Below are 25639 nucleotides of genomic sequence, written 5' to 3'. Positions count from 1 at the left end.
GCTGAGGGGCGGGTATAACTATCGGGTACCCCTTAAACGACATGCGAGGATTATCTTATGCGTTATCAAAAACTGGGCAACACCGGTCTGTTCGTTTCTGAACTGTGCCTCGGCACCATGACCTTCGGCGGTGAAGGCGGCATGTGGGGCAAGATTGGTCAGCTCCAGCAAAGCGAAGCAGAACAGCTGGTGGGCCGCGCGCTGGATGCCGGGATCAACTTTATCGATACCGCGGACGTTTACTCGGAAGGGCGTTCGGAGGAGATCACCGGCCAGGCGCTGAAAAACCTGAAAATCCCCCGCGAGAACGTGGTCGTCGCGACCAAAGTGTTCGGCGAAACCGGAACGGCAGGGGTGAACTCGCGCGGCAGCTCGCGCTATCACATCATCAGCAGCGTGAAGGAGAGCCTGCGTCGCCTACAGCTGGATCATATCGATCTCTATCAGCTGCACGGCTTCGACCCGGCCACGCCGATTGAAGAGACGCTCTATGCGCTGGATAACCTGGTGCAGCACGGTCACGTGCGCTATATCGGCGTCTCGAACTGGGCGGCGTGGCAGATAGCCAAAGCGCTGGGCATTTCCGAGCGTCTCGGGCTGGCGCGTTTCGCATCCCTCCAGGCGTATTACACCATCGCCGGACGCGATCTTGAGCGCGAGCTGGTGCCGATGATGCAGAGCGAAGGCGTCGGGCTGATGGTCTGGAGCCCGCTGGCGGGCGGCCTGCTGAGCGGAAAATATGGTCGCGACGGGCAGAGCGAAGCCGGTGGTCGTCGTCTGGAGTTTGATTTCCCGCCGGTGAACAAAGATCGCGCCTTCGACTGCGTGGACGTGATGCGCACGATCGCCGAAAGCAAGGGCGTCTCCGTCGCGCAAATCGCGCTGGCGTGGCTGCTGCACCAGAAAGCGGTGACCAGCGTCATCATTGGCGCGAAACGCGTTGAACAATTGGACGACAACATTGCCGCCACCGGGATCCGTCTCAGCGAAGAGGAGCTTCAGCAGCTTGATGCGGTGAGCGCGCTGCCGCGGGAATATCCTGGCTGGATGCTGGAGCGGCAGGGTGAGTATCGCCGTAATCAGCTCGCGCAGCAGTAACATTCCGCATCAGGTAATTTTTTAATTTGTTTGCCCCTCGTTGCAGCAGTCGGCAAAAGCTGTTTATTTCATTGAGCATGCTTTTGCCGATTTAACGATGGGCCGTGGCGGCAATCAGCAACCGTCTTTGCAGGTTGCCGCTGGATTTTGCTCAAGGACTCTTACCAGCAGGGCTCGGGGTTCTCTAACTACATCTGTTCCAATTGACAGTACTTTGCCGTCCCGTTCTGCTGAATACTTCGCGACAACATCACCGAACGCATTTCGCTGCAGGGCGACCTCTTGTCCTGCTTTTACCGTGTCGCCGGGTTTAACGAAAACTTCCGCAAACCCACCTGTGGTTGCACGTATTGAACTGATAGCATTACCAATATACGTTTTATTACTGCTGGCGGTTGCGCCGATTTTGCCTTCGATAACCTTGTAGTGGATCAGTACATTGAGGGCACCCTCTAAGCCCCGGGCAATCATATCCTGCTGGTAAATCCTCGGTTCTCCCGTCTCGGCCGTTATCGCCGGGATACCATTTTGAATAAAGGTTGTCTCCATTGAGCCGGCTTCGCCGGGATCTTTCTTAATTTGATCGGCCGGAAAAAGTTCTGCAATCGTCCGGGCATCCGCATTGCGGTAGTCGGCATAAATGAACAGCGGATAAGCCGTTCCGGTAGACTGGGTGTGATAGTCAATCGCCAGGTCTACATTTCCCTTGTAAACCTTATTCCACATCATCCATGCCTGACGCTCAGCAGAGTTACCCGTTTCTTTTCCTGGATGTACGCGGTTGTAGTCGATCGTCTCACCACCATCGGTTGAAACAGACCATGTCCGGGAGACCCTTTCAAGTCCAGAACGGTTTGGACCAATAATGCCAATAACGCTGCCGTTCATTTTGGCGGGGTCCAGTTGTTCCATCACTTTTTGTACGATGCGCACTCCGTTTAGCTCATCCCCGTGGACGCCCGCCTGCAGCAGAACTTTCTTCCCGTCCGTTTTCCCTTTTGCCACCATGATGGGTACATACCATCGCTGTCCCGTTCCTGTCTCAACCCCCTCGAACATGAAGCGATGTTGTCCTGCTGTCAGGTCAGCTACATCCAGAGTCGAGATAACAGGTACTCCCTGTACCTTATCACCCGTATACACCGTTGCCGCGTGAGTCATTGAGCATGACAACGCTAAGCTAAGAGCGAATGCGATACGGCTAGTAGATATCTTCATGTGCGTCATTTTCCATTTGATAGGGTTGAGATTTTTATTTTCCGGCCAGGGCCTGGGTTCATGCTCATTAAGTTAATAATGATTTTATGAGGCCAGCCAGTGGCACGATCGGGAAATGTGATTTTGCATAGGCTTACGCTCCGGCCTCAGGAAAAGGATTTGCGCGATCTATTTTCCTGCCCGGCTTCCTCTTTCCAACATACCTCACAAAAAACGATCCTCCTCTTTGATCGTTTTTACATCTTCGCCTATATGACTAGTCATGAATTTTTAAATGACTAGTCATATAGGGAGAGAACATGAACAATCAGCTGCCGGCCAACTTTTTATGGGGCAACTCGGTCTCCAGCATGCAGACGGAAGGGGCCTGGAACGAGGGCGGGAAGGGGATGTCGGTATATGACATTCGTGAAGCCGGGGAGAACGTCTCCGACTGGAAAGTGGCGACCGACTCCTACCACCGCTACCGGGAAGATTTCGACCTGATGCAGGATCTGGGCATGAACTGCTACCGCTTCCAGATCTCCTGGAGCCGCGTCTGCCCGCAGGGCGACGGCCCATTCAACGACGAAGGCATCGCATTTTACGACCGCTTTATTGACGATCTGATCGCCCGCGGCATCGAGCCGATGATCTGCCTGTACCATTTCGACATGCCGCTCGCGCTGGCGCAGGAGTACAACGGCTTTATCGATCGCCGCGTGATGGACGCCTTTGTCCGCTACGGCAAAAAGATGATCGACTGCTTTGGCGACCGCGTGAAGTACTGGCTGACCTTCAACGAGCAGAATATTTTCCATATGCCGGAAGCCTTCCGCATTTCCGGCTATATGAAAGGCGAGAAAACCCTGCGCGAGCTGTATCTGCTCCAGCACCATACGATGGTGGCGCACATGGCGCTGACCGAATACCTGCACCAGACGAAACCGGGCAAGCTGATGGGCGGCATGCTGGCGCACCAGCTGATCTACCCGGCCACCTGCAAACCGCGCGATATCTTCTGCGCCCAGCAGTATGACGAATTCCTCAACCAGAATTTGCTGCGCGTCTTTGCCGGGCAGGGCTACAGCCCGGCGGTGATGGCGGTGGTGGAGCAGGAGGGCTTTGGCGATATCTACCGCGCAGACGATCTCGCTCTGCTGGCGCGCACCCAAAACGACTATATGGCCTTCAGCTACTACGCCAGCAAAACGCTGGACAGCGATGCGATCCCGGAAGGCACGCCGGTCAACTATTACCTGCTGCACGGCGAGAAAAATAACCCCTACCTGAAAGCCACCGAATGGAACTGGCAGATCGACCCGCTCGGTTTTCGCACCATCATTACCCGCTATTACAACGACTGGCGCCTTCCGGTGTTCCCGATTGAAAACGGCATCGGCGTGATTGAGTCCTGGGATGGGGTGAACCCGATTGAGGACACCTACCGCATCGACTACCACCGGGCGCACATCGAGGCGATGAAAGCGGCGATGTTCGAGGACGGGGCAGAGGTCATTGGCTACCTCGGCTGGGGGTTAATCGACATTCTCAGCTCCCAGGGCGACATGCGTAAGCGCTACGGCGTGGTGTACGTCAACCGGGAAAACCACGACCTGAAAGATCTGAAGCGCGTGCCGAAGAAGAGCTACGCGTGGTTAAAACAGGTTATCCATACCAACGGACGCGAGATGTAAGCCGTACGCTGCCGGGCCGTTTTTGTGACTGATTGATGGGAACACGCCGCTATGTCTGAAACAAAAATCACACCGCACATGCAGTCCTTTGTCGATAAATTTGTCGAGTTTTCGGCGCGCCTGGCAAACCAGGTGCACCTGCGCTCCCTGCGCGACGCCTTCGCCACGGTAATGCCCATTTTCATCCTCGCCGGTCTGGCGGTGCTGGTGAACAACGTGGTGTTTCCGTGGATGTTTAAGGGCGATACGCTGGCGCATTTTCAGGTGTGGGGCGAGGCGATTATCAACGGCACGCTGAACATCGCCGCGCTGCTGCTGGCCCCGATGATTGCCTGGTCGCTGGCGCGCAACAAAGATTTCGACAATCCGGTCTCGGCAGTGGTTATCGCCGTCAGCAGTTTTATCATTATGATGCCGATGCGCTTACAGATTACGCCCGTCGGCAGCGACGCTGCGGTCAGCGTGACGCAGGTGCTGACCTTCGCCAATATCGGCTCCACCGGGATTTTCGCCGGGGTGCTGATTGGGCTGCTCTCAACGGAAGTGTTTATCGCTATTTCGCGGCTGAAGGCGCTGCACATTTCCCTCGGGGAAAACGTGCCTCCGGCGGTGAGCAAATCTTTTACCGCGCTGATCCCGACCATTCTCACGCTCTCCCTGTTTGCGGTGCTGGCGGCGGTGCTGGCAAACGTGCTGCATACGGACCTGATCCATCTCATTACGACCTTCATCCAGCAGCCGCTGCGGCTGATCAACACCAGCCTGCCTGGGACGATTTTCATCTACAGCTTCGGCAACTTCCTGTTCACGCTCGGCATTCATCAGTCAGTGGTCAACAGCGTGGTACTGGAGCCGTTCCTGCTGATCAATACCAACGAGAACATGCTGGCCTTCGCCAACGGCCAGCCCATTCCGCACATCATCAACAACATCTTCGTGCCGACGTTCGGCATGGTGGGCGGCACGGGCAGCACCATCTCGCTGCTGATCGCCATTTTTATCTTCTCCCGACAACAGTCGGCGAAGCAGGTGGCGCGTCTCTCGCTGGCGCCGGGCCTGTTCAATATCAACGAGCCGGTGATTTTTGGCCTGCCGATCGTGTTTAACCTGCCGCTGATGATCCCATTCGTGCTGCTGCCCGCGATAGGCATTTACTTTGCCTGGCTCTGTACCACGCTGGGATTCATGTCGCGCTGCGTGGTGATGATCCCGTGGACCACGCCGCCGATTCTCAGCGCCTGGCTGGCCACGGCGGGAGACTGGCGGGCGGTGGTGGTGCAGTTGGCAATCATCGTATTTGGTGTATTCTTCTACCTGCCTTTCCTCAAAATTGCCGAGCGAGTGGCCTTGAAAAACAGCGGGATAGAAAACTAACAGAAAGGAAGGACGATGGCGGCGAAGTACATCACCATAGCGCGGGAAATCAAGAAACGCATTATCAGCCAGCAGTACGCCGCCCATGAACCGCTGCCGGATCAGTTTGCGCTGGCGGCGGAATTCAGCACCAGCCGGATGACCATTCAGCAGGCGATGCGCCAGCTGATCGTCGAAGGGCTGGTCTATACCCGCCAGGGGCAGGGGACGTTCATCCGCAAAAATTTCCTCCAGCTTTCGCAGTGGGATCTCTCCGGCAGCGACTACTTTGGCGCGACCAAAACCTGGGCGCATCTGGGTACGGTTACGAGCCAGGTGGTGCATTTCGAGCTGCGCTTCCCGAACGAAAAAGAGCAGGCGTCGCTGATGATTAACGCCGATGCGCCGATCTACGACTTCATTCGCCTGCGTTTGCTGAACGGCGAACCGATGTCGCTGGATTCCACGGTGATGCCGATGAATCTGGTGCCGGGCCTGACGAAAAACCATCTTGAAGGTTCGGTGTTTCAGTACGTTCAGGAGACCCTGGGGCTGAAAATTATGGGCTCGTATCGGGTGGTGCGGGCGCTTAAGCCCAGCGCGCTGGACAGAGAGCATCTGGTCTGCGAGGAAACCGATCCGGTACTGGAGGTGGAGCAGGTCATTTATCTGGAAGATGGCACGCCGCTGGAGTATGCCCACTGTCACTATCGGTACGACCACGGCGGGATTGTGATCGTGAATAACGGGTAAAAAAAAGCGGGCCTCTAAGCCCGCTTTTTTAATGCGCGTGACGTGATTAGTTCAGACGCACCGGCATACCGGAACGGTTCTGCACGGCCTGGTCAACAATCGCCGTTTCAACGTCTGGCTGAGACGTTACCGCCTGTACCGCGCTGTTCAGCGTAACAGGAACGACTTCGTTGTTGTTGATCTGGTCTTCGCTGGTGGACAGCGGGTTGTGCACTTCGATGTAGCGGCTGCCGTCTGGTTCAGACGTTGCTTTCACCGGTTCGTTGATGAACTGCACGCGCGTACCGACCGGCACGTTTTCGAACAGGAACTTGATGTCGTCGTTACGCAGACGCACGCAGCCGTGGCTCACGCGCAGGCCTATACCGAAGTTGGCGTTGGTCCCGTGAATCGCATACAGACGGCCAATGTACAGGGCATACAGACCCATCGGGTTATCCGGGCCTGCTGGCACAACGGCTGGCAGCGGTTCGCCCGCAGCGATGTATTCCGCGTGCATTTTAGCCGTTGGCGTCCAGGTTGGGCCCGCTTTCTTACGTTCAACTTTGGTGGTCCAGTTCAGCGGGGTGTCTTTACCCAGCTGGCCGATACCGATTGGCAGCACGATGACGGTATTGGTGCCTTTCGGGTAGTAATACAGACGCATTTCGGCGCTGTTAATTACGATACCTTCATGAACGGTATCCGGCAGGATCAGCTGCTGAGGGATATTCAGCACGGTACCTGCTTTCGGCAGGTACGGGTCAACGCCCGGGTTCGCTTCCAGCATGTTAGACAGACCCAGCTGGTACTGCGCCGCGAAATACTCCAGCGGCTGAGAGTTACCTTCAGGAACCGTCACCACCTGGTTTTGACCCACCAGACGGCTTCCGTCGGTCGGCAGGGGATACGTCACCGCAGACGCGGTCTTACAAAAACCTACTACGGCTAACGCCGCCGCAAAAAGCGCTGTTAATTTCATGTTCATGTTGTGCGAGGTATCTAAGCCATTCTGGCGATGAGTTGATAAGTCTGAATCTGTGATGGGAGCGCATTATATGTGCATTCCCGCTCACTGGGAATTCAGATGTGTACGAAATCACATTTTTTTCGATTTTGTTAAAGTTTAGTGGATGGCCGCAACGCGGGATCTCAATTCGGAATTGTGGCATAATGCCGTGTTTATCACACTTTTCGCAGGAATCTCCCCGTGTTAGTTACCAGCAACGTCACTATGCAGTTTGGCAGTAAGCCGCTGTTCGAAAACATTTCCGTCAAATTTGGCGGCGGCAACCGTTACGGCCTGATTGGTGCCAACGGTAGCGGTAAATCCACCTTTATGAAGATCCTCGGCGGCGATCTGGAGCCGACCCTCGGCAACGTGTCGCTCGATCCGAACGAGCGCATCGGTAAGCTGCGTCAGGATCAGTTCGCCTTCGAAGAGTTCACCGTGCTAGACACCGTGATCATGGGGCACGCGGAGCTGTGGGAAGTGAAGCAGGAGCGCGATCGCATCTATGCGCTGGCCGAGATGAGCGAAGAAGACGGCTATAAAGTGGCCGAGCTGGAAACGCAGTACGGCGAGATGGACGGTTACTCTGCGGAAGCGCGCGCGGGCGAGCTGCTGTTGGGCGTCGGCATTCCGGTTGAACAGCATTACGGCCCGATGAGCGAAGTCGCGCCAGGCTGGAAGCTGCGTGTGCTGCTGGCTCAGGCGCTGTTCTCTAACCCGGACATCCTGCTGCTCGACGAACCGACGAACAACCTGGACATCGACACCATCCGCTGGCTGGAGCAGACGCTTAACGATCGCGACAGCACCATGATCATCATTTCGCACGACCGTCACTTCCTGAACATGGTCTGTACGCACATGGCGGATCTGGACTACGGCGAGCTGCGCGTCTATCCGGGCAACTATGACGAGTACATGACGGCGGCCACTCAGGCGCGCGAGCGTCTGCTGGCGGACAACGCCAAGAAAAAAGCGCAGATTGCCGACCTGCAGTCCTTCGTCAGCCGCTTCAGCGCTAACGCCTCTAAATCGCGTCAGGCAACCTCGCGTGCGCGTCAGATTGATAAAATTAAGCTGGAAGAGGTTAAAGCCTCCAGCCGTCAGAACCCGTTCATCCGCTTCGAGCAGGACAAGAAGCTGTTCCGTAACGCGCTGGAAGTGGAAGCCCTTACCAAAGGCTTCGATGAAGGCCCGCTGTTTAAAAACTTCAACCTGCTGCTGGAAGTGGGCGAGAAGATTGCCATTCTGGGCGCCAACGGCGTGGGTAAATCTACCATGCTGAAAACCCTGGTCGGCGAACTGCAGCCGGACAACGGCACCGTGAAATGGTCCGAAAACGCGCAAATTGGTTACTACGCGCAGGACCATGAGTATGAGTTCGAAAATGACCTGACCGTCTTTGACTGGATGAGCCAGTGGAAGCAGGAAGGCGACGACGAGCAGGCGGTGCGCAGCATTCTGGGTCGTCTGTTGTTCAGCCAGGACGACATCAAAAAGCCAGCTAAAGTGCTCTCCGGTGGTGAGAAGGGACGCATGCTGTTCGGCAAGCTGATGATGGAAAAACCAAATATCCTGGTGATGGACGAACCGACTAACCACCTGGACATGGAATCGATCGAATCGCTGAACATGGCGCTGGAGATGTATCAGGGCACCCTGATCTTCGTCTCTCACGACCGTGAGTTCGTCAGCTCGCTGGCGACCCGCGTGATCGAAATTACGCCAGAGCGCGTGGTGGACTTCACCGGTAACTACGAAGATTACCTGCGCAGCAAAGGTATCGACGGCTAATAAAAAGCCCGGTGGCGCTTCGCTTACCGGGCCTACGGGTGTCTTTGTAGGCCGGGTAAGGCGAAGCCGCCACCCGGCAATGTTCAGAGCACCCACTCACTCCTTTCAACCCCGTTCACCCGCAGCGTACGTTTTTCCCCCGCCGGTAATGACACTTTCAGCGCCTTCCACGCCGGACGATAATCCCCACGCGCGTTCACCTTCAGGTTGATGGTTGCGCCGTCGCACACCATTTCCCATTCCACCCACAGCGCATTGCCGTTCTGATAGCCCCAGCTTTCACCGTCGTCTTCAAACAGCAGCCCCGAGGTCTTGCCGACGCCTTTCACCGGGAACAGCTTCAGCTCGCGGGTCGTATCTTTTTCGGCACTCACATGCGTGATGCGCTCGCTCAGCGGCAGACCGGCTCCGGCGCGCACCAGCAGCGGCAGTTTTTCCAGCGGCGCATCGAGGACGATGGATTGCCCGCCTGCATACCACGCGTGGGTGTAAAAATCATACCAGCCCGTTTCGTTATCCGGCAGCCAGACCCGGCGCTCGCGCTGCCCGGCTTCGACGACGCTGGCGACCAGCAGGTCGCGGCCCAGCAGGAAGTCGTCGCACTCTTCCAAGGTCTGCGCATCGTGCTCGTGGTCGAGGAAGGTCGGGCGCAGCATCGGCTCGTCGTCGGCGTGCGCCTGCCAGAGCAGGGTATAGAGATACGGCAGCAGGCGGTAGCGCAGCTCAATCGCGCCGCGAATGGCAGGCGTGACGCCCGGATACATCCACGGCTCGTTCACCGTGTGGTCATCGTTCCACGAGTGAATGGTAAAGCGCGGGTGCATCACGCCGTTCTGCACCCAGCGCACGAACAGCTCGGCGTCCGGCTTGTCGCCGGAGAAACCGCCCACGTCATGGCCGACGTTGAACAGCCCGGACAGGCTCATGCCCAGCCCCATGCGGATGTTATAGCGCAGCGTGTCCCAGTTGGTGCGGTTGTCACCGCTCCAGGTCTGAACGTAGCGCTGCATCCCGGCGCAGCCGGAGCGGGAGATGAGATACGGGCGTTTTTCCGGCGCAAAGCGCTGCTGCGCTTCCAGCGAGGCGCGCATCATCAGCAGCGGCATGACCGGGCGAATATGCTTGATGGCGATCTCCTTGCCGAAGCCAAAGCAGCGGGCTTCCCCGTCCCACACTTCGTACTCGTTGTTGTCGTTCCAGGTGGAGTCGATGCCCATCTCCAGCAGCTGCGTGGTGACGCCGTTCTGCCACCACTGCACCGTCTGCGGGTTGGTAAAGTCGAGGTGCGAGCCTTCGTCATCCCAGAAGCTGGAGCGTTCGGGTGCATCGGTTTCTGAATCGCGAATGAACAGGCCGCTCTCCGCCACTTCGCTGTAGCGCGGATGATCCTGCAGCAGGCACGGCTTGATGTTTGCGGCCAACTTCAATCCCGCGTCGTGGAACGCCTGGCTCATCACCTTCGGCTGCGGCACCTTGTCATAGTTCCAGTTGAAGACGTAGCGCTTGCCGTTGATGGAGGTATAGCCAGACGAAAGCTGGAACGAGTCGCACGGAATGGCGTGCTCTTCGCAAAGGCGGATGAAGTTCATCAGCTGATTCTGCGCGTCCGGCGCGTCGGTGTAGTGCATGGTCGAGCCGCTGTAGCCCAGGCTCCATTTCGGTCCGAACAGCGTTTTCCCGGTCAGGCGCACAAAGGCTTTGGTGACGTCCAGCACGCGCCTGCCGGTAAAGATGTAGTAGTCGATATCGCCCGCTTCCGCCTGCCAGCGGCGATAGGCGGTGTGGTAGTTGTCGATTTCGTTACCCAGATCCAGCCAGCAGCTGCTCAGGTTGTCGTAGAACAGGCCGTAGCTCACGTCGTCGCGGCGGGTAAGGGTGAACGGAATGTGCTTGTACAGCGGGTCGGTGCTGGCGGCGTTGTAGCCCATGGCGTCGAGGTTGCGCATCTCGTAGCGTTTACCGTTGCGCTGCAGATCGCCCGCTTTCTCACCCAGGCCGTAGAAACGCTCGTCTTTACGACGGCTGAGGTAGTGCGCCACGCCGTCGCCGTGGGCGTTCAGCAGGTAGGCGCTGGTGGGGCGGTCGTTGACCAGCGGCTGCCACTCGCCCGCCTCATTGCGGTAGTGCCACTCCAGCCACAGCGGCTGGTGCACGGTGACGCGCAGCTGTTCGGTTGCCACGGTTAACGTGTCGTCCTGCTGCGTCAGGATCCAGGCCGGGCAGGTGAAGCCGCTGACATCGTCACGACGGCGACCTTCCCACGGCACGTCTTGTTCCGGGGCGATGCTCCAGGTGCGGTCCAGCGCCAGCTCGCCTTTGCGTTTGATCAGCACGCGGAACAGGTTCTCTTCCAGTACATACAGGCACAGGCGGTGCTGGTTATCGACCAGCAGTTCAAGATGGTTTGCCGACTGCGTATCAACGGTCCAGTTTTTCAGGGTTTTCATATGCAATACATCCACTATCAGGCGCGCTTGGCGCGACGTTCAGCAATAAATGCTACCAGGAAGAGAGCGCCAATCAGGTCAAAGAAGCCCATGGCGATAAAGAGCGGGTTAAAGCCGATTTTGTCGGCGGTCACACCGATTAACAGCGAGAACAGGAAGCTGGCGATCCACGCCGCCGAGCCGCGCATGCCGTTGACTGTCGCCATCTGGCCTTTGTCGAACGACTCAACGACCAGGGCGCTCAGCATGCAGGAGATGATCTGGTGCCCGAAGCCGCCGATGGAGATCAGCACGATGGTGATATACGGGTCGCGGGTAATGGCCACGATGGCCAGCGAGATCATCAGGAACGCGCCCGTCACGGAGCTGGCGACGACAGAGTTCACGCGGGAGCAGCCGAACAGGCGGGTGTACAGACGCGTCAGGTAACCGCTCGCCACGCTGCCGAGGTCAGCGGCGAGGAACGGCAGCCAGGCAAACATCGCAATCTGCTTCAGATCCATGCCGTGCTCTTTGGCAAGGTACAGCGGCACCCAGAAGCTCAGCACCGCCCAGGCCGGTTCCGCCATAAAGGCCGGGATGGCGATACCGTAGAAGCGTTTGTTCTTCGAGACGGTTTTCAGCGCGGTCAGGAAGGGCAGTTTGACGGCAGGCGGTTCGTTATCCTGCTTGATAAACGCCAGCTCGTCCTTGCTCAGGTTCGGGTGCTGCTCCGGGTTATGGTAGAACGCCCACCACAGGATCACCCACAGCAGCGCCAGCACGCCGGTAAACATGAACGCCCCCTGCCAGCCGAACGAGGCGTGAGCGAAGTAAATAATAGGCGGAGCCAGCATCGCGCCGATAGAGAAGCCCACGCCCGCCCAGCCGGCAGCAACGGGACGCTCTGATTTCGGGAACCATTCACCGATGGTTTTGGCGTTCGCCGGGGTAGCGGCGGCTTCTGAAGCCCCCATAAAGAAGCGCAGTATGGCCAGGTGCAGCCAGCTTCCGGCGCCCGCATGGAAAATACACATCAGCGCCCAGATCCCGGCGCAGACCATAAAGCCAATCTTCAGGCCAATGACGTCAATCAGCCAGCCGCACAGGGGCTGGAAAATGGTGTAGGCGATCTGGAACGCACCGACGATCCAGGAGTATTGCTCGGTGGTGATCCCGAGGCTCTCTTTTAGCTCCGGAGCGAGAATACCTAAGGAATTTCGGGTGATGTAGTTAACGGTGACGCCCAGCAAAAACAGCACCAGCACGTACCAGCGCAGGTTCTTGATGACGCGACGGGTTTTGCTTGTCGCAACGGTGTTATTGATGTCCTGACTCATTTTACTCTCCACAAGACGGACGGTAAGGGGACGGAGGTTCAGGTGTCACACAGATTTTTATGCCTTTGATTTCTATCCGTTTAAACTGCTTAAGTTGGTATACAACTAGTATGGAAGTTGTGTGACAGGTTCACCTTAAGGGAGAAAATGAGCGGGCAATAGTCTATTTTGTGCAAAATTTCTCATAACTGACGTAAACACTCTGGCAAGATGGTATTGATATCAGTTATTGCCTGACAAACACGCTATGAAAATTTTTTCATTTCGCAAATGGAGCCAGATCACAAAATGGACAAAAGGCTAAAAATCACCGAAATCGCTGCCCGCACGCAGCTCTCGATCAGCACCGTGTCACGCGTGCTGGCGGGGAAAGCGAATACCAGTGAAAAAGCGCGCGCAAAGGTGCTGGCGTGCGCGAGGGAGCTGGGCGTGATGGAGGGCATGGCAGCGGGGCGGCTGCTGCTCAATAGCCTGGTGGTTTTTGCTCCTCAGCGCGCTTTCGACGAGCGGTCCGACATCTTTTACTACCGCGTGATCCAGAGCGTGAGTAAAGGCCTGGCATCCCACGATGTGCGCCTGCGCTACTGCGCGCTGGAAGAGAACGACAGCGACGCCCAGCTGTTTCTGGCGCGGATGAACGAGTCGGACACCCAGGCCGCCATTCTTCTCGGTATCGACGACCCGCATATCCACGATCTGGCGGTGGACGTGGGTAAGCCCTGCATGTTGATTAACTGCCGCGACCGGCACATGCGTCTGCCTGCCGTTGCGCCGGATCACCGCGCCATTGGCGAGCGGGCGGCGGAATACCTGTTCGAGATGGGGCACCGTGAGGTGATGAACGTGCTGTGCCTGCGTCGCTACACCATGGAGCTGCGTCTGTCAGGGATCCGTGACGCGTGGCAGTCTCACAACCTGGCGTTCAACGACAGGCGCGATCTGCTGGTGGTGCCCAGCTTCAGCGCGCGCGAAACGGAACAGGTGGTCAGCGCCTGGCTCAGCGAAATGCAGGGCAAGGATTTGCCAACCGCGTTTCTGGTCGGCGGCGACTTTATGGCGGCGGGCACCATTAGCGCATTACAAAACCACGGATTGCGCGTGCCGCAGGACGTCTCGGTGATGAGCATTGACGGGTTTAACCTGGCGGCGATCCAGGATGTGCCGCTGACGGCCGTGCATGTTCCCCGCGACGAGCTGGGGACGGAAGCGGTACACATGCTCCAGCAGCGGCTGATGCGCCCGGACGCGCCGGTGGGGACGTTACTGCTTAACGGCACGCTGACCGTGCGAGAATCGGTACGGCGGATACGTCAGGGAAAACGACGCACCGCCGTTGAGCGGGAAGGGCTGTATGACAGTTAGACCATGCCCAGCGCGCGCTTGCCGTGGATGTTGAGATCGTTCACGGTAAAGCGGTCCTGCCAGCTCTTTTCATAATCTTCGCGTGGGAAATCCCCCGGCGATGCGCCGGTCTCCAGCGCTTCCTTGACCTTCTTCGCATAGGCGAGGTTTTTCTCGCACATCGGTGCGGCGGGGATATACATCACGTTGCCCCAGCCCTGCTGATTGTCCACCGGCGCGACGGAGTGGATCACATCGCAGTGCCACCACACCGAATCGCCCGCGTCCAGCGCCGGAATGCTGGTCAGCGCCTCGATGAGCAGCGGGTGCCACTTCTCGGAAACCGGCAGCACGCGCCCCGGCGCCACGCCGCACAGCTCGTCTTCCGGCACGTCGTCCAGCAGCGGACGCAGCAGAATGTACGCCATCGCTTCCGGGATCGGCACCACGTGCAGCAGCCCCTGGCCAGGGATCATGTCCGACAGCGCGGTCCAGCCCTGGAAGGTGCGGAACACCGAGCATTTGGTGGTGTTATCGACGGTATACTCTTCCACTTCGGTACGGTGCGCGGCGTTCCACGGATCGTATTTCTCGACGTTGCCGTCAAACACGCGGGCAAAGACCTGCTGATAGGCCGGCAGCAGCCAGCGCTCCAGCGCGCCGGAGTCGGTATGCGCGCCCAGCCCTTTCGAGGTGGTTCCCGGCGGACGGCGGCGGATACGATCCGGATAAATCACGCTCACGTCCGGGTCAAACCACTGCTTGCCGTTGCTCTCGAACGTCCATAAACGGTTCAGGAACGACTGCACCTGCGCCATCTCTTCGCTCTGGCGCGCCTGCATCTGCGCCTGCGACCAGTAGATCGGGTAAATTTCCGGACGGGAAGCGGTCAGGGTGCCGAAGAAGTTATCGCCTGGCCCTTTGTACACCTCGTCAAACTTGTTCAGATCGAGGTAGTCGAGCATCGACTGATCCCACGCCAGTGCCTGCTCGCGCGGGAAGTGACCTTTAATCACCGCACAGCCGCGGCGTTTAACGGCGTCGCGCTGCGCGTCGGTAATCGTGCCGTTTTTTACATCGGTAAACGGGATCACCGGCCAGACGGATTCACCTTTATTTTTAAGCGCGTTAATTTCCGCCACGCGGGTGGCAATTTTGTCGCTGAGCTTGTTAAACACCGCCTGCACGTCGCCGATCTGCGCGCGTAACTCACGTTTCAACTGACGGATTGCCGCTTTGTGATCCGCCGGCAAGGTTTCACTGGTAAAGGTCATAACTGCCTCGCATCTTTCATTCGAAAGTAAAAGTGTCTACAAGTGATACTTTAAGTTAAAAATAAGTTAATGCAAGTTTAAAAACTTGACGTGCGCCACAGGACGGAAAAAGAGTGAGAGGCCGGAGCCAGGCTCCGGCGAAGAAAGGATCAGGCGTCGAACGGGGAATGGTTGTCGAGCACGGCCTGAATGACGTTCAGCGCGCCCTGATGGTTGTTGTCATCGGTGCTGTAGCGGCTGATTTCTTTGATGCTCTCTGCCGCGTTACCCATCGCAAAGGAATATTTCACCAGCTTCAGCATCTCGGCATCGTTGCCGCTGTCGCCAATCGCCACGCACTCTTGCGGGGAGATTTTCCAGCGCTTCAGCAGACGGCTGATGCCGTTAGCTTTGTGCAGGCCGGGGATAATCAAATCCACAAAGCCAAAGCCGCTGGTGACCGGCTTCATGATGCCGTCCAGCGAGACGTGCAGCTTATCCACCAGATTGGGGATATCGCTGTCCGGCAGGTTCAGGGAGAACTTAAACAGCACGTCGTCAATGTCGCGGTAATCGCTGATGCGCTTTAAGCGGTGGTAGTGCTTTGACATCAGCGCCACGAACGCGTCCGGGGCTTTATCGCTGACGTACGCGCTCTCCAGCCCGCAGGCCACGAAGTTCAGCCCTTTATCTTTCAGCAGTTCGCCAATCACGATCTGCGATTCATGGCGGGTCAGCTCACCGTGAAAAATCTGCTCCCCGCGATCGAACACCAGCGCGCCGTTTTCCGCCACGAAGGAGATCCGATCTTTGAGCTCCGGAAAAAAGGAGATGAGCTGGTAATACTGGTTGCCGCTGGCGACAACGAATTCAATGTCGCGGGCTTTAAGCTGTTCAAACTGTGCCTGGAAGCGGTCACGATCGTACTGCTTGGCATCATCAAGAAAAGTTCCGTCCATATCGGTGACGATAACTTTAACGGTCATACTGTGCTCCTGGGTCACTGCGTTTTGAAACATTCTAATAACAAGGTGACGGGGAGCACAAATTTAATTTCGAATGAAAGTCAGAAAGCCGGGTGGCGGCTTCGCCTTACCCGGCCTACGAGGAGACTCTGTAGGCCCGGTAAGCGCAGCGCCACCGGGCGTTTTTTTACAGCGTATGTTCAGTACGGGCGATAATATCGTCCTGCGCATCCGGCGACAGGGCGGTGAAGAACGCCGAGTAGCCTGCGACGCGCACCACCAGGTCACGATACTGGTCAGGGTGTTTCTTCGCCTCCAGCAGCGTGTCGCGGGAGACAATGTTGTACTGAATATGCCAGCCCTTATGCACCTCGAAGAAGGTGCGCAGCAGCACCATCAGCTTCTGGCGATCGCTGTCGTTTTCCAGCGTTGACGGGTTCAGCTTCTGGTTCAGCAGCACGCCGCCGAGAATCGCCTCGGTAGGCAGTTTACCCACGGAGCCGATGACCGCCGTTGGACCCAGGTGGTCGGTACCGGAAGCCGGGCTTGCCCCTTCCGCCAGCGGCGTGTGCGCCTTACGTCCGTCCGGCGTCGCCATCGTCGCCGCGCCAAACGGTACGTTCGCGGAGATGGAAGAGGTGCCCGCGTAGTAGTTACCGCCAATCGGGCCGCGGCCGTAGCGCGGGTTATGGTACTGCTTCAGCTCTTCAATGTAGGTCTGATAGGCGCGGGTCAGCAGCATATCCACGCTGTCGTCGTCGTTGCCGTACTTCGGTGCGCCGTTGATCAGGCGCTGACGCAGCTGCTCGTGGGTCAGGCCATCGAAATCATCGGCCAGCGCCGCCGCCAGCTGCTGCTGGCCGATGACGCCCTGTTCGAACACCAGCTTCTTCACCGCCGCCAGGCTGTTGCCGAGGTTGGCGATCCCCACCTGCAGGCCGGAGACCCAGTCATACTTCGCGCCGCCCTGCTTGATGCTTTTCGCGCGCTCGATGCAGTCGTCCACCAGCGCCGAGCAGAGAATATCGTGGACGTTCTCCTCGAGCATGGTGTCCACCACGTACTCAATTTCGATGGATTTGCGGGTGTAGTAGCGGATCTGGCTATCCCATGCCGCCATCACCTCCTCGAAGTTATCGAAGTTACCGGCAGAAAGCGCTTTCTCCTGCGGCAGGAACACCTTGCCGCTGGTGGCATCGCGGCCGCCTTCCAGCGCGGCCAGCATCACGCGGGCAAAGTTGATAAAGCTCATGCCGGTGCAGCGGTAGCCCCACTTGCCGCCCACCGCGGTTTCGATACAGCCAATCGCCGCGTAGTCGTAGGCGTCTTCTCGTTCAACGCCGAGCTTGATGAATTCCGGGATCACGATTTCATCGTTGTTAAAGGCAGGCATCCCGAAGCCGCAGCGGATCACCTGCACGCAGGCGTCGAGGAAGTCGTTGCTCATGCCCGCGTGGTAACGCACGCTCAGGTTCGGCTGGGTGGAGCGCAGACGACCGCAGGATTCCAGAATCGCGTAGGAGAGAGGGTTCACCGCGTCCATCGGCTCACCGTTGACCAGCTTCTGGCCGCCGATGGTGACGTTCTGGTACAGCGGGCTGCCGGCGGAGGCTTTGGAGTGCGAGCCGGAGCGGATCTTATTCACTTCCAGCAGCTTCAGCCAGCAGCTGTGCAGCAGCTCGATGGCGTGTTCGCGATCCAGGCTCTGGTTCAGCTCCACGTCACGGCGGTAGTACGGATAGAGATACTGGTCCATACGCGCGAAGGAGACGGAGTGGCCGTTGGACTCAATCTGCAGGATCAGCTGAATGAAGTAGCACAGCTGCAGCGCCTGCCAGAAGGTTTTTGGCGGCTCGTGAGCAATCACGTCGCAGTTTTCTGCCATCGCCAGCAGCTCGTCGCGGCGGCTTTCGCGGGTTTCGGTGGAGGCCATCTCGCGCGCCAGATCGGCGAAGCGTTTGATGTGCAGGCTCACCGCTTCCAGCACGATATCAATTGCCTTCAGGAACTGATCGCCGTGCAGGTCTTCCAGCACCGTCAGGTTGATGCGCGAGCGGCGCTCGGCCACTTTGGCGCGCAGGCCGTCGAGACCTTTCTCCAGCACCAGGGGGAAGTTCACCGCCAGGTGCGCGTCGCCGGAGGTCATGTTGCCTTCGGCTTTGATGATGCCGGTTTCCAGCAGGCCTTTCTGCTCGTCGGTGAACATGCCGTAGCAGCGGTCCTGCACCGTCTGGCCGCGCCACCACGGGCAGATCTCATGCAGCACACGCTTGTTCTCTTCGCTCACCGCAAAGCCCGCGCCCGGGCGATCCGCCAGGTCGTCAATCTCTTTCTCAATCCAGGAGACGGTGTATTCCGGGAAGATCGGCGCGGCGCGCACTTCGCTGGCCTGGTTACCGATAATCAGCTCGTCGTGTTTGATCCAGATGGTACGCTCGGCCAGGTGATGCGCCAGCGCCAGGGCGCGGCGGACCGGGATCGGCTTGTCCATGTGCTGCTGGTACATTTCGGTGTAATGCTGGGCGCGCTCGGTACAGACCGGCGGCTTAACGATATGCACCAGCGCCGTTTTGTGCGCCTTAATGCGCTCGCTGAGGGTATTGAGATTCAGGGTTGTCATAAGTTTATCCTCGTAAGGTCGCGGTTAACCCTTTCTGGCAGGCGTACTGCTGCGCGAAGTCCAGCAGGGCAGGGTTATCCAGCGGTTTGTCAGGGGCAGAGTAGGGTTGGCCGAGCAGGGTGTATTTGTTCATGCCCAGCGTGTGATACGGCAGAAAATGAATATCGTCGACGCCGAGCTCATCGGCAGCGAAGTTGGTGATGGCGGTGATGGAGGCTTCATCCGCGTTAAAGCCCTGGATCAGCGGCACGCGGATGGTGATCGTTTTCCCGGCGGCGGCCAGGCGTTTCAGGTTGTCCAGGATGCGCTTAGCCGAACCGTCCGTCCACTGCTTGAACACGTCACCGTCGACGTGCTTCAGGTCGGCGAGGAACAGATCGACGTAGGGTAATGACGGCTCGATATAGTGCCACGGCACGTGAAGGCAGGTTTCGACGGCTGTGTGGATCCCCTGGTCATGGCTGGCTTTAAACAGGGCCTGCGCCAGTTCGGGGTTCATAAACGGTTCGCCGCCGGAGAGGGTGATCCCGCCGCCGCTGCGGTCGTAGAAGGGTTTGTCGCGCAGTACGGTCGCCATGATCTCCTCGACCTGCCGTTCTTCACCGCAGACGTTCAGCGCCTGCGTCGGGCAGCAGTCGGTGAGGGCATTAAGCGTCTCTTCACTTAATTTCTCACGATGAATGACCATCCCGTTCAGCGCACGTTCGATACAGCCCGGTGCCGCCTGCTGACACAGGTCGCAGCCGTCCAGGCACAGACGCGCATCAAACAGCACGTCCCGGCTGCGGGAGCGGCTTTCCGGGTTCTGGCACCAGCGACAGCCCAGCGAGCAGCCTTTCAGGAACACCACGGTACGGATACCGGGGCCATCGTGGGTAGAGTAACGCTGAATATTGAAGATCATGTTTTCGCCTCTCATCTTGCATACGAAGATTAAATGACTTTCGAATGAAAGTTATCTTGATGCAGGTCAACTCTTGAGCAGGTTTTGTCGTGATAGGGTAAGTGCAGGCTAATTTTGAGGGTGACATCATGGAACTTTATCTCGACACATCTGACGTTGCGGCAGTCAAAAAGCTGGCGCGTATCTTCCCGCTGGCGGGCGTGACCACCAACCCAAGCATCGTTGCTGCCGGTAAAACGCCGCTCGACGAACTGCTGCCCGCGCTGCACGACGCGCTGGGCGGTAAAGGCCGTCTGTTCGCGCAGGTGATGGCGACCACCGCCGAAGGGATGGTGGAAGACGCGCGTAAGCTGCGCGCTATCATTAACGATCTGGTGGTGAAAGTGCCGGTAACCGCAGAAGGGCTGGCGGCGATCAAGATGCTGAAAGCGGAAGGGATCCCGACGCTGGGTACGGCGGTATACGGTGCCGCGCAGGGGGTGCTGTCCGCGCTGGCGGGGGCGGAGTATGTGGCGCCTTACGTTAACCGCGTGGACGCGCAGGGCGGGGACGGGATCCAGACCGTGGTGGAATTACAGCAGCTGCTGACGCTGCATGCCCCGCAGTCAAAAGTGCTGGCCGCGAGCTTTAAAACCCCGCGTCAGGCGCTGGACTGCCTGCTGGCAGGGTGCGAGTCCATCACGCTCCCGCTGGACGTGGCGCAGCAGTTTATTACCTCTCCGGCTGTGGATGCGGCGATTGTGAAGTTTGAGCAGGACTGGCAGGGGGCGTTTGGACGGACGTCTATCTGACGCGGTTGCCGGGTGGCGCTGACGCTTACCCGGCCTACGATTTTCTCCCTCTCCCTGTGGGAGAGGGTCGGGGTGAGGGCATCAGGCCGCAGCAGGGTTTACCCTCCGCAAACCTCACACCCTGGGTTACGCATCAGCTTCATCTCGCGGAACTGGCAGGTCATCGCGTCGTACATCACGATTTTCCCCGCGGCGGGCGTGCCGTAATTCGCCAGCACCTTGATCGCTTCCATTGCCTGCAATGAACCAATCACGCCGACGAGCGGCGCCATTACGCCCGCCTCAACGCAGGTCAGCGCATTCTCGCCAAACAGACGGCTCAGGCAGCGGTAGCAGGGTTCACCCTCGGCGTACGTGAAGACGCTGATTTGCCCCTCCATGCGGATCGCCGCGCCGGAGACCAGCGGGGTTTTGTGAGCAAAACAGCCCGCGTTGAGCTGATTACGGACGGTGACGTTATCAGTGCAGTCCAGGACCAGGTCGTGCCGGGCAATCTGCGCGGAGAGCGCGTCGTCATCCAGCATTGCGTCAATCAGCGTGAACTGAACGTGGGGGTTGATGCGCGCCAGCGCAGCCCTGGCGGATTCCACTTTCGGCTGGCCCACCGTCGCGTCGCTGTGCAGCGTCTGGCGCTGCAGGTTGGAGACCGATACGGTATCGAAATCCAGCAGCGTCATGCTTCCCACGCCCGCCGCGGCAAGGTACTGCGCGGCGGCGCAGCCCAGCCCGCCCAGCCCGACGACCAGCACGCTGGTCGCCTTGAGCGCTTCCTGACCCTCGAAATCAAACCCGCGCAGCACAATCTGGCGGTTGTAGCGCATCATCTCCTGGTCGCTCAGCTCCACCGTCATGTCAGCCTCCGAACAGGTGGTTAAAGCGCTCGACCTCAACCCATTCGCCGGCTTCCACGTTGCCGCGCTCGCGCTCCAGCACGATGAAGCAGTTGCCCAGACAGAAGGAACTGAAAATGTGCGAGCCCTGATGTCCGGTGGTGCTCACTTCGAGCTCGCCGTCCGCACCGCGGGTCAGAATGCCGCGCTGGAAATCGAGACGGCCCGGTGATTTTTTCAGCCGCGTGGCGGCACGCACGCGCACGCGTTCCGGCAGCGGGCTGGCCTTGTTGCCGGAAAGCTTCGCCAGCAGCGGGATCGCCAGCTGGTAGAAGGTGAGTGCCGCCGAGACCGGGTTACCCGGCAGGCCGCAGAACCAGCTGTGTGAAAGCTTGCCAAACGCGAACGGCTTGCCCGGCTTGATCGCCAGCTTCCAGAATGCGATTTCACCCAGCTCTTCAAGAAGGGTTTTGGTGTAATCCGCTTCGCCCACGGAGACGCCGCCGGAGCTGATGACCACGTCGGCGGATTTATCCGCCTCGATAAACGCCGCGCGCAGTTGTTCCGGGTCGTCTGGAATAATCCCGAGGTTAATCACCTCGCAGCCCAGCTGCTCCAGCATCAGGTGTACCGCCAGGCGGTTGGTGTCGTAAATCTGGCCGTCCTGCAGCGGCTGGCCCGGAAGCTGCAGCTCGTCGCCGGTGGAGAAAACGGCGACGCGCACTTTACGGATCACGTCGATGTCCGCGATGCCGAGCGACGCCAGCACCGGCAGCTCCGCCACCGTCAGCTTTTGCCCGGCGGCAAAGACCGTCGCGCCGAGGGTAATGTCCTCGCCGGTACGGCGGATGTTCTGGCCCGCTTTGACGCTCGCGGTAAAACGCACGCCGTCGTCGGTCTGTTCGGTCTCTTCCTGCATCACCACGGCGTCGCAGCCTGCCGGAACCGGTGCGCCGGTCATGATGCGCACGCAGGTGCCCGCAGGCCATTCGCCGCTAAACGGCTGACCCGCAAAGGCTTTACCCGCCACCGGCAGGGCGTTACCCGTCTGGAGATCCGCCAGGCGTACCGCGTAACCGTCCATCGCGGAGTTATCAAACCCCGGCACGTTAAGCGGAGAGACGATATCGCGCGCGGCAATACGGCCAAAACAGCGCACGAGGGGCAGCGTCTCAACGTCATGCAGCGGGGAAACTCGGTCAAGCATCTGCGTGAGTGCCGTCTCAAGCGGCATCAGTCCGGCGGTAAAATCCATGGTGGGCTCCTGCGGAGTAACAACGAAAGCGTCCATTATGGCAGAAAAGTGCGGCTAACTGTATGACCGAAGGGTGCACGCTTTACATCACTGTTACGTCTTTCTATATTCAAAAATCATCTGAAGTTTCGTCGACGATAATGATATTTATAGAAAAAGCCGCAAAACAGGCTAACGGGTGATGCGAATGGTTAAGGCGGTAATCGCAATTCATGGCGGGGCCGGGGCAATCACCCGTGCACAGCTCACTCCTGAGCAGGAAAAACGCTACATCGACGCGCTGTACGCCATTGTGGAAACGGGCCAGAAAATGCTGGAAGCGGGCGAGAGCGCGCTGGATGTGGTCACCGAGGCGGTGCGTCTGCTGGAAGAGTGCCCGTTATTTAATGCGGGGATCGGTTCGGTCTTTACACGGGATGAAACGCACGAGCTGGATGCCTGCGTCATGGACGGTATCACCCTGAAAGCGGGGGCCGTGGCAGGCGTCAGCCACCTGCGTAACCCGGTGCTGGCCGCGCGTCTGGTGATGGAAGAAAGCCCGCACGTACTGCTGACGGGCGCGGGGGCGGAGAGGTTTGCCTTTGAACACGGAATGGAGCCGGTATCGCCTGACCTGTTTTCCACAGAAGCCCGCTATCAGCAGCTGCTGGACGCCCGTTCGGCGGGCATGACGCAGCTTGATCATACTGCGCCGCTGGATGAGCGCAGCAAAATGGGCACGGTGGGCGCGGTGGCGCTGGATAAAGCCGGCAACCTCGCGGCGGCAACCTCCACGGGCGGGATGACCAACAAGCTGCCCGGACGCGTGGGTGATAGCCCGCTGCCTGGCGCGGGTTGCTATGCCAATAACGCGACGGCGGCGGTGTCGTGTACCGGCACCGGAGAAGTGTTTATCCGCGCTCTCGCGGCCTATGACATTACCGCGCTGATGGATTACGGCGGCTTAAGCCTGAGCGAGGCCTGCGAGCGTGTGGTGATGGAAAAATTACCTGCCCTGGGCGGCATCGGCGGACTCATTGCGGTGGATCGTGAGGGCAACGTGGCCCTGCCGTTCAACAGTGAAGGCATGTACCGCGCCTGGGGCTATGCCGGCGATGAGCCGAGCACGGGGATCTATCGTGAATAAGGGGGCAGCGCGTGCCGCACAGTGAAGAGCTGGACAACCGCGAAGTGCTGGCTGTCCATCAGCTGAATATTGCGTTTCAGGAAGAGCGGCAGTTCATCCCCGCAGTACAGAATTTATCGTTCACGCTCAGGCGCGGCGAGACGCTGGCGATTGTTGGCGAGTCCGGCTCCGGGAAATCGGTCACCGCGCTGGCGCTGATGCGCCTGCTGGAACAGACGGGCGGTCAAATCAGCAGCGAGAAAATGCTGCTGCGCCGCCGTAACCGCCAGGTCATTGATTTAAACGAGCTGAGCGGCGCGCAGATGCAGGGCGTGCGTGGGGCGGATATTGCGATGATCTTCCAGGAGCCGATGACCTCCCTGAACCCGGTGTTCCCGGTGGGGGAACAAATTGCCGAGTCCATCCGCCTGCATCAGGGGCTGAGCGGCGATGAGGCGCTCAGGGAAGCCAGACGCATGCTGGAGCTGGTACGCATTCCGGAGGCGCAGGCCATTCTCGGCCGCTACCCGCATCAGCTTTCCGGTGGCATGCGCCAGCGGGTGATGATCGCCATGGCGCTCTCGTGCCGTCCCGCGGTGCTGATTGCCGATGAGCCGACGACGGCGCTGGACGTGACGATTCAGGCGCAGATCCTGCAGCTCATCAACGTGCTGCAGCAGGAGATGGATATGGGGGTGATCTTTATCACCCACGATATGGGCGTGGTCGCCGATATCGCCGATCGCGTACTGGTGATGCACAAGGGCAGCGCGGTCGAAACCGGCACGGTTGAGCAGATTTTTCACGCGCCCGCGCATCCCTACACCAAAGCGCTGCTGGCGGCGGTCCCGCGTCTTGGGGCGATGAACGGCAGCGATCTGCCGCGTCGTTTTCCGCTGATTTCCCTGGCGGCGTCTGAGCCGCAGGAGGAGGAACGCGAGCAGGACACCGTGGTGCCGGGCAAGCCCATTCTGGAAGTGCGCAATCTGGTCACCCGGTTTCCGCTGCGCAGCGGTGTACTGAACCGGGTGAAGCGCGAAGTGCACGCGGTGGAAAACGTCAGCTTCGATCTCTGGCCGGGCGAAACGCTGGCGCTGGTGGGGGAGTCCGGCTGCGGTAAATCCACGACCGGGCGCGCGTTGCTCCGTCTGGTGGCCTCTCAGGAGGGCAGCATTACCTTTAACGGCGAGCGCATTGATACCCTTCCGGACAGCAGGCTGCAGGCGGTGCGGCGGGATATTCAGTTTTTTTTCCAGGATCCGTATGCCTCCCTCGATCCGCGCCATACGGTGGGGTATTCGATCATGGAGCCGCTGCGGGTACATAACCTGCTCGACGGCGAGGCGGCGCAGCGTCGCGTCGCCTGGCTGCTGGAGCGCGTTGGCCTGAAGCCGGAACACGCCTGGCGTTATCCGCACGAGTTTTCCGGCGGGCAGCGGCAGCGTATCTGCATCGCCCGCGCGCTGGCGCTGAATCCGAAAGTGGTGATTGCGGATGAATCCGTCTCGGCGCTGGATGTCTCTATCCGGGCGCAAATCATCAATCTGCTGCTGGATTTACAGCGGGATATGGGGATCGCCTTCCTGTTTATCTCGCACGACATGGCGGTGGTTGAGCGCATCAGCCATCGCGTGGCGGTGATGTTTATGGGGCAAATTGTGGAAATCGGCCCGCGAAGAGCGGTGTTCGAGAACCCACAGCACCCGTATACCCGCAAGCTCATCGCGGCGGTCCCGGTCGCCGACCCGGCGCATCGTCACGGCCAGCGCGTGCTGCTGCAGGATGAAATGCCGAGCAATATTCGTAAACGCGGCGAGGCCGTAGAGCGCGTGGCGTTGCGTGAGGTCGGGCCGGGTCATTTCGTGGCTCCCCCGCGTCAGGACAATGCTTTTTCGCGGTTATAACTTTCAACAGGCAGGAGAACAT

General features: G+C 58.9%; 19 protein-coding genes. 9 read left to right on the top strand and 10 right to left on the bottom strand.

All coding sequences use genetic code 11. From position 1 onward, the window contains the following. Positions 1 to 57 precede the first annotated feature (57 nt). Positions 58 to 1098 carry an aldo/keto reductase gene (locus BMW97_RS07245; protein ID WP_045909418.1) on the top strand — a complete coding sequence of 347 codons (1041 nt, stop codon included), beginning with the start codon at positions 58 to 60 and terminating at the stop codon, positions 1096 to 1098. Between the two features lie 114 nt (positions 1099 to 1212). Here BMW97_RS07245 and BMW97_RS07240 read toward each other — a convergent pair whose 3' ends face one another. Further along, positions 1213 to 2316: a succinylglutamate desuccinylase/aspartoacylase family protein gene (locus tag BMW97_RS07240; RefSeq protein WP_052714372.1), complete on the bottom strand. Its 1104-nt coding sequence runs from the start codon at positions 2314 to 2316 to the stop codon at positions 1213 to 1215. A 299-nt stretch (positions 2317 to 2615) separates the two neighbouring features. Here BMW97_RS07240 and BMW97_RS07235 point away from each other — a divergent pair, with 299 nt between their 5' ends. From BMW97_RS07235 to BMW97_RS07225, 3 genes are read left to right on the top strand one after another with little or no spacing between them, the layout of a single operon-like run. Then, positions 2616 to 3992, top strand: a complete 1377-nt coding sequence (locus tag BMW97_RS07235; protein ID WP_045909417.1) for a glycoside hydrolase family 1 protein — start codon at positions 2616 to 2618, stop codon at positions 3990 to 3992. Between the two features lie 51 nt (positions 3993 to 4043). Then, on the top strand, positions 4044 to 5366 hold the full coding sequence (locus tag BMW97_RS07230; protein WP_045909416.1) for a PTS sugar transporter subunit IIC: 1323 nt from the start codon (positions 4044 to 4046) through the stop codon (positions 5364 to 5366). Positions 5367 to 5381: 15 nt separating this feature from the next. After that, a complete protein-coding gene (locus BMW97_RS07225; RefSeq protein ID WP_045909415.1) occupies positions 5382 to 6098 on the top strand; it encodes a GntR family transcriptional regulator in 717 nt (238 codons plus the stop codon). Positions 6099 to 6144: 46 nt separating this feature from the next. Here BMW97_RS07225 and ldtB read toward each other — a convergent pair whose 3' ends face one another. Next, positions 6145 to 7065, bottom strand: a complete 921-nt coding sequence (gene ldtB / locus BMW97_RS07220; protein WP_032649383.1) for a L,D-transpeptidase — start codon at positions 7063 to 7065, stop codon at positions 6145 to 6147. A 222-nt stretch (positions 7066 to 7287) separates the two neighbouring features. Between ldtB and BMW97_RS07215 the strand changes: the two genes are divergently transcribed. Then, complete coding sequence (locus BMW97_RS07215) at positions 7288 to 8883, top strand: ABC-F family ATPase (RefSeq protein ID WP_032656351.1); 1596 nt, start codon at positions 7288 to 7290, stop codon at positions 8881 to 8883. An 83-nt stretch (positions 8884 to 8966) separates the two neighbouring features. On the opposite strand, the gene BMW97_RS07210 is transcribed toward BMW97_RS07215, so the two are convergent. Both BMW97_RS07210 and BMW97_RS07205 read right to left on the bottom strand, forming a co-directional pair. Beyond that, the gene (locus BMW97_RS07210; protein WP_045909414.1) at positions 8967 to 11330 is read right to left on the bottom strand and encodes a glycoside hydrolase family 31 protein; all 2364 of its coding nucleotides are present in this window, start codon (positions 11328 to 11330) and stop codon (positions 8967 to 8969) included. A 17-nt stretch (positions 11331 to 11347) separates the two neighbouring features. Then, positions 11348 to 12649, bottom strand: coding sequence for an MFS transporter (locus BMW97_RS07205; RefSeq protein WP_045909413.1), 1302 nt, complete (start codon positions 12647 to 12649; stop codon positions 11348 to 11350). Between the two features lie 288 nt (positions 12650 to 12937). Here BMW97_RS07205 and BMW97_RS07200 point away from each other — a divergent pair, with 288 nt between their 5' ends. Next, positions 12938 to 14011 carry a LacI family DNA-binding transcriptional regulator gene (locus BMW97_RS07200; RefSeq protein WP_045909412.1) on the top strand — a complete coding sequence of 358 codons (1074 nt, stop codon included), beginning with the start codon at positions 12938 to 12940 and terminating at the stop codon, positions 14009 to 14011. Here BMW97_RS07200 and BMW97_RS07195 read toward each other — a convergent pair. The 4 genes from BMW97_RS07195 to BMW97_RS07180 all read right to left on the bottom strand — a co-directional run bounded on the left by BMW97_RS07195 (position 14008) and on the right by BMW97_RS07180 (position 19732). After that, positions 14008 to 15264, bottom strand: a complete 1257-nt coding sequence (locus BMW97_RS07195) for a DUF1479 domain-containing protein (protein ID WP_045909411.1) — start codon at positions 15262 to 15264, stop codon at positions 14008 to 14010. The genes BMW97_RS07200 and BMW97_RS07195 overlap by 4 nt on opposite strands. 149 nt (positions 15265 to 15413) lie before the next feature. Next, positions 15414 to 16229: a Cof-type HAD-IIB family hydrolase gene (locus BMW97_RS07190; protein ID WP_045417410.1), complete on the bottom strand. Its 816-nt coding sequence runs from the start codon at positions 16227 to 16229 to the stop codon at positions 15414 to 15416. Positions 16230 to 16395: 166 nt separating this feature from the next. Beyond that, positions 16396 to 18828 (bottom strand): formate C-acetyltransferase/glycerol dehydratase family glycyl radical enzyme, encoded by a 2433-nt coding sequence (locus tag BMW97_RS07185; protein ID WP_045909410.1) that lies wholly within the window; start codon positions 18826 to 18828, stop codon positions 16396 to 16398. Between the two features lie 4 nt (positions 18829 to 18832). Further along, on the bottom strand, positions 18833 to 19732 hold the full coding sequence (locus BMW97_RS07180) for a glycyl-radical enzyme activating protein (RefSeq protein WP_045909409.1): 900 nt from the start codon (positions 19730 to 19732) through the stop codon (positions 18833 to 18835). A 128-nt stretch (positions 19733 to 19860) separates the two neighbouring features. Here BMW97_RS07180 and fsa point away from each other — a divergent pair, with 128 nt between their 5' ends. Continuing rightward, complete coding sequence (gene fsa, locus BMW97_RS07175; RefSeq protein WP_045909408.1) at positions 19861 to 20523, top strand: fructose-6-phosphate aldolase; 663 nt, start codon at positions 19861 to 19863, stop codon at positions 20521 to 20523. Between the two features lie 98 nt (positions 20524 to 20621). Here fsa and moeB read toward each other — a convergent pair whose 3' ends face one another. Together moeB and moeA are read right to left on the bottom strand one after the other, a co-directional pair. Continuing rightward, the gene (gene moeB, locus BMW97_RS07170) at positions 20622 to 21374 is read right to left on the bottom strand and encodes a molybdopterin-synthase adenylyltransferase MoeB (protein WP_045909407.1); all 753 of its coding nucleotides are present in this window, start codon (positions 21372 to 21374) and stop codon (positions 20622 to 20624) included. Position 21375: 1 nt separating this feature from the next. Beyond that, complete coding sequence (moeA, locus tag BMW97_RS07165; RefSeq protein ID WP_045909406.1) at positions 21376 to 22608, bottom strand: molybdopterin molybdotransferase MoeA; 1233 nt, start codon at positions 22606 to 22608, stop codon at positions 21376 to 21378. A gap of 187 nt (positions 22609 to 22795) precedes the next feature. Here moeA and iaaA point away from each other — a divergent pair, with 187 nt between their 5' ends. Beyond that, the gene (gene iaaA / locus BMW97_RS07160) at positions 22796 to 23734 is read left to right on the top strand and encodes a beta-aspartyl-peptidase (RefSeq protein WP_045909425.1); all 939 of its coding nucleotides are present in this window, start codon (positions 22796 to 22798) and stop codon (positions 23732 to 23734) included. A gap of 11 nt (positions 23735 to 23745) precedes the next feature. Beyond that, positions 23746 to 25617: a glutathione ABC transporter ATP-binding protein GsiA gene (gene gsiA / locus BMW97_RS07155; protein WP_090392617.1), complete on the top strand. Its 1872-nt coding sequence runs from the start codon at positions 23746 to 23748 to the stop codon at positions 25615 to 25617. The last annotated feature ends 22 nt before the right edge of the window (positions 25618 to 25639 follow it).

Origin of the sequence: Enterobacter sp. NFIX58 (genome assembly GCF_900110475.1) — a bacterium.
Taxonomy (GTDB): domain Bacteria; phylum Pseudomonadota; class Gammaproteobacteria; order Enterobacterales; family Enterobacteriaceae; genus Enterobacter; species Enterobacter quasiroggenkampii.
This window is presented reverse-complemented; position numbering and strand designations above follow the sequence as displayed.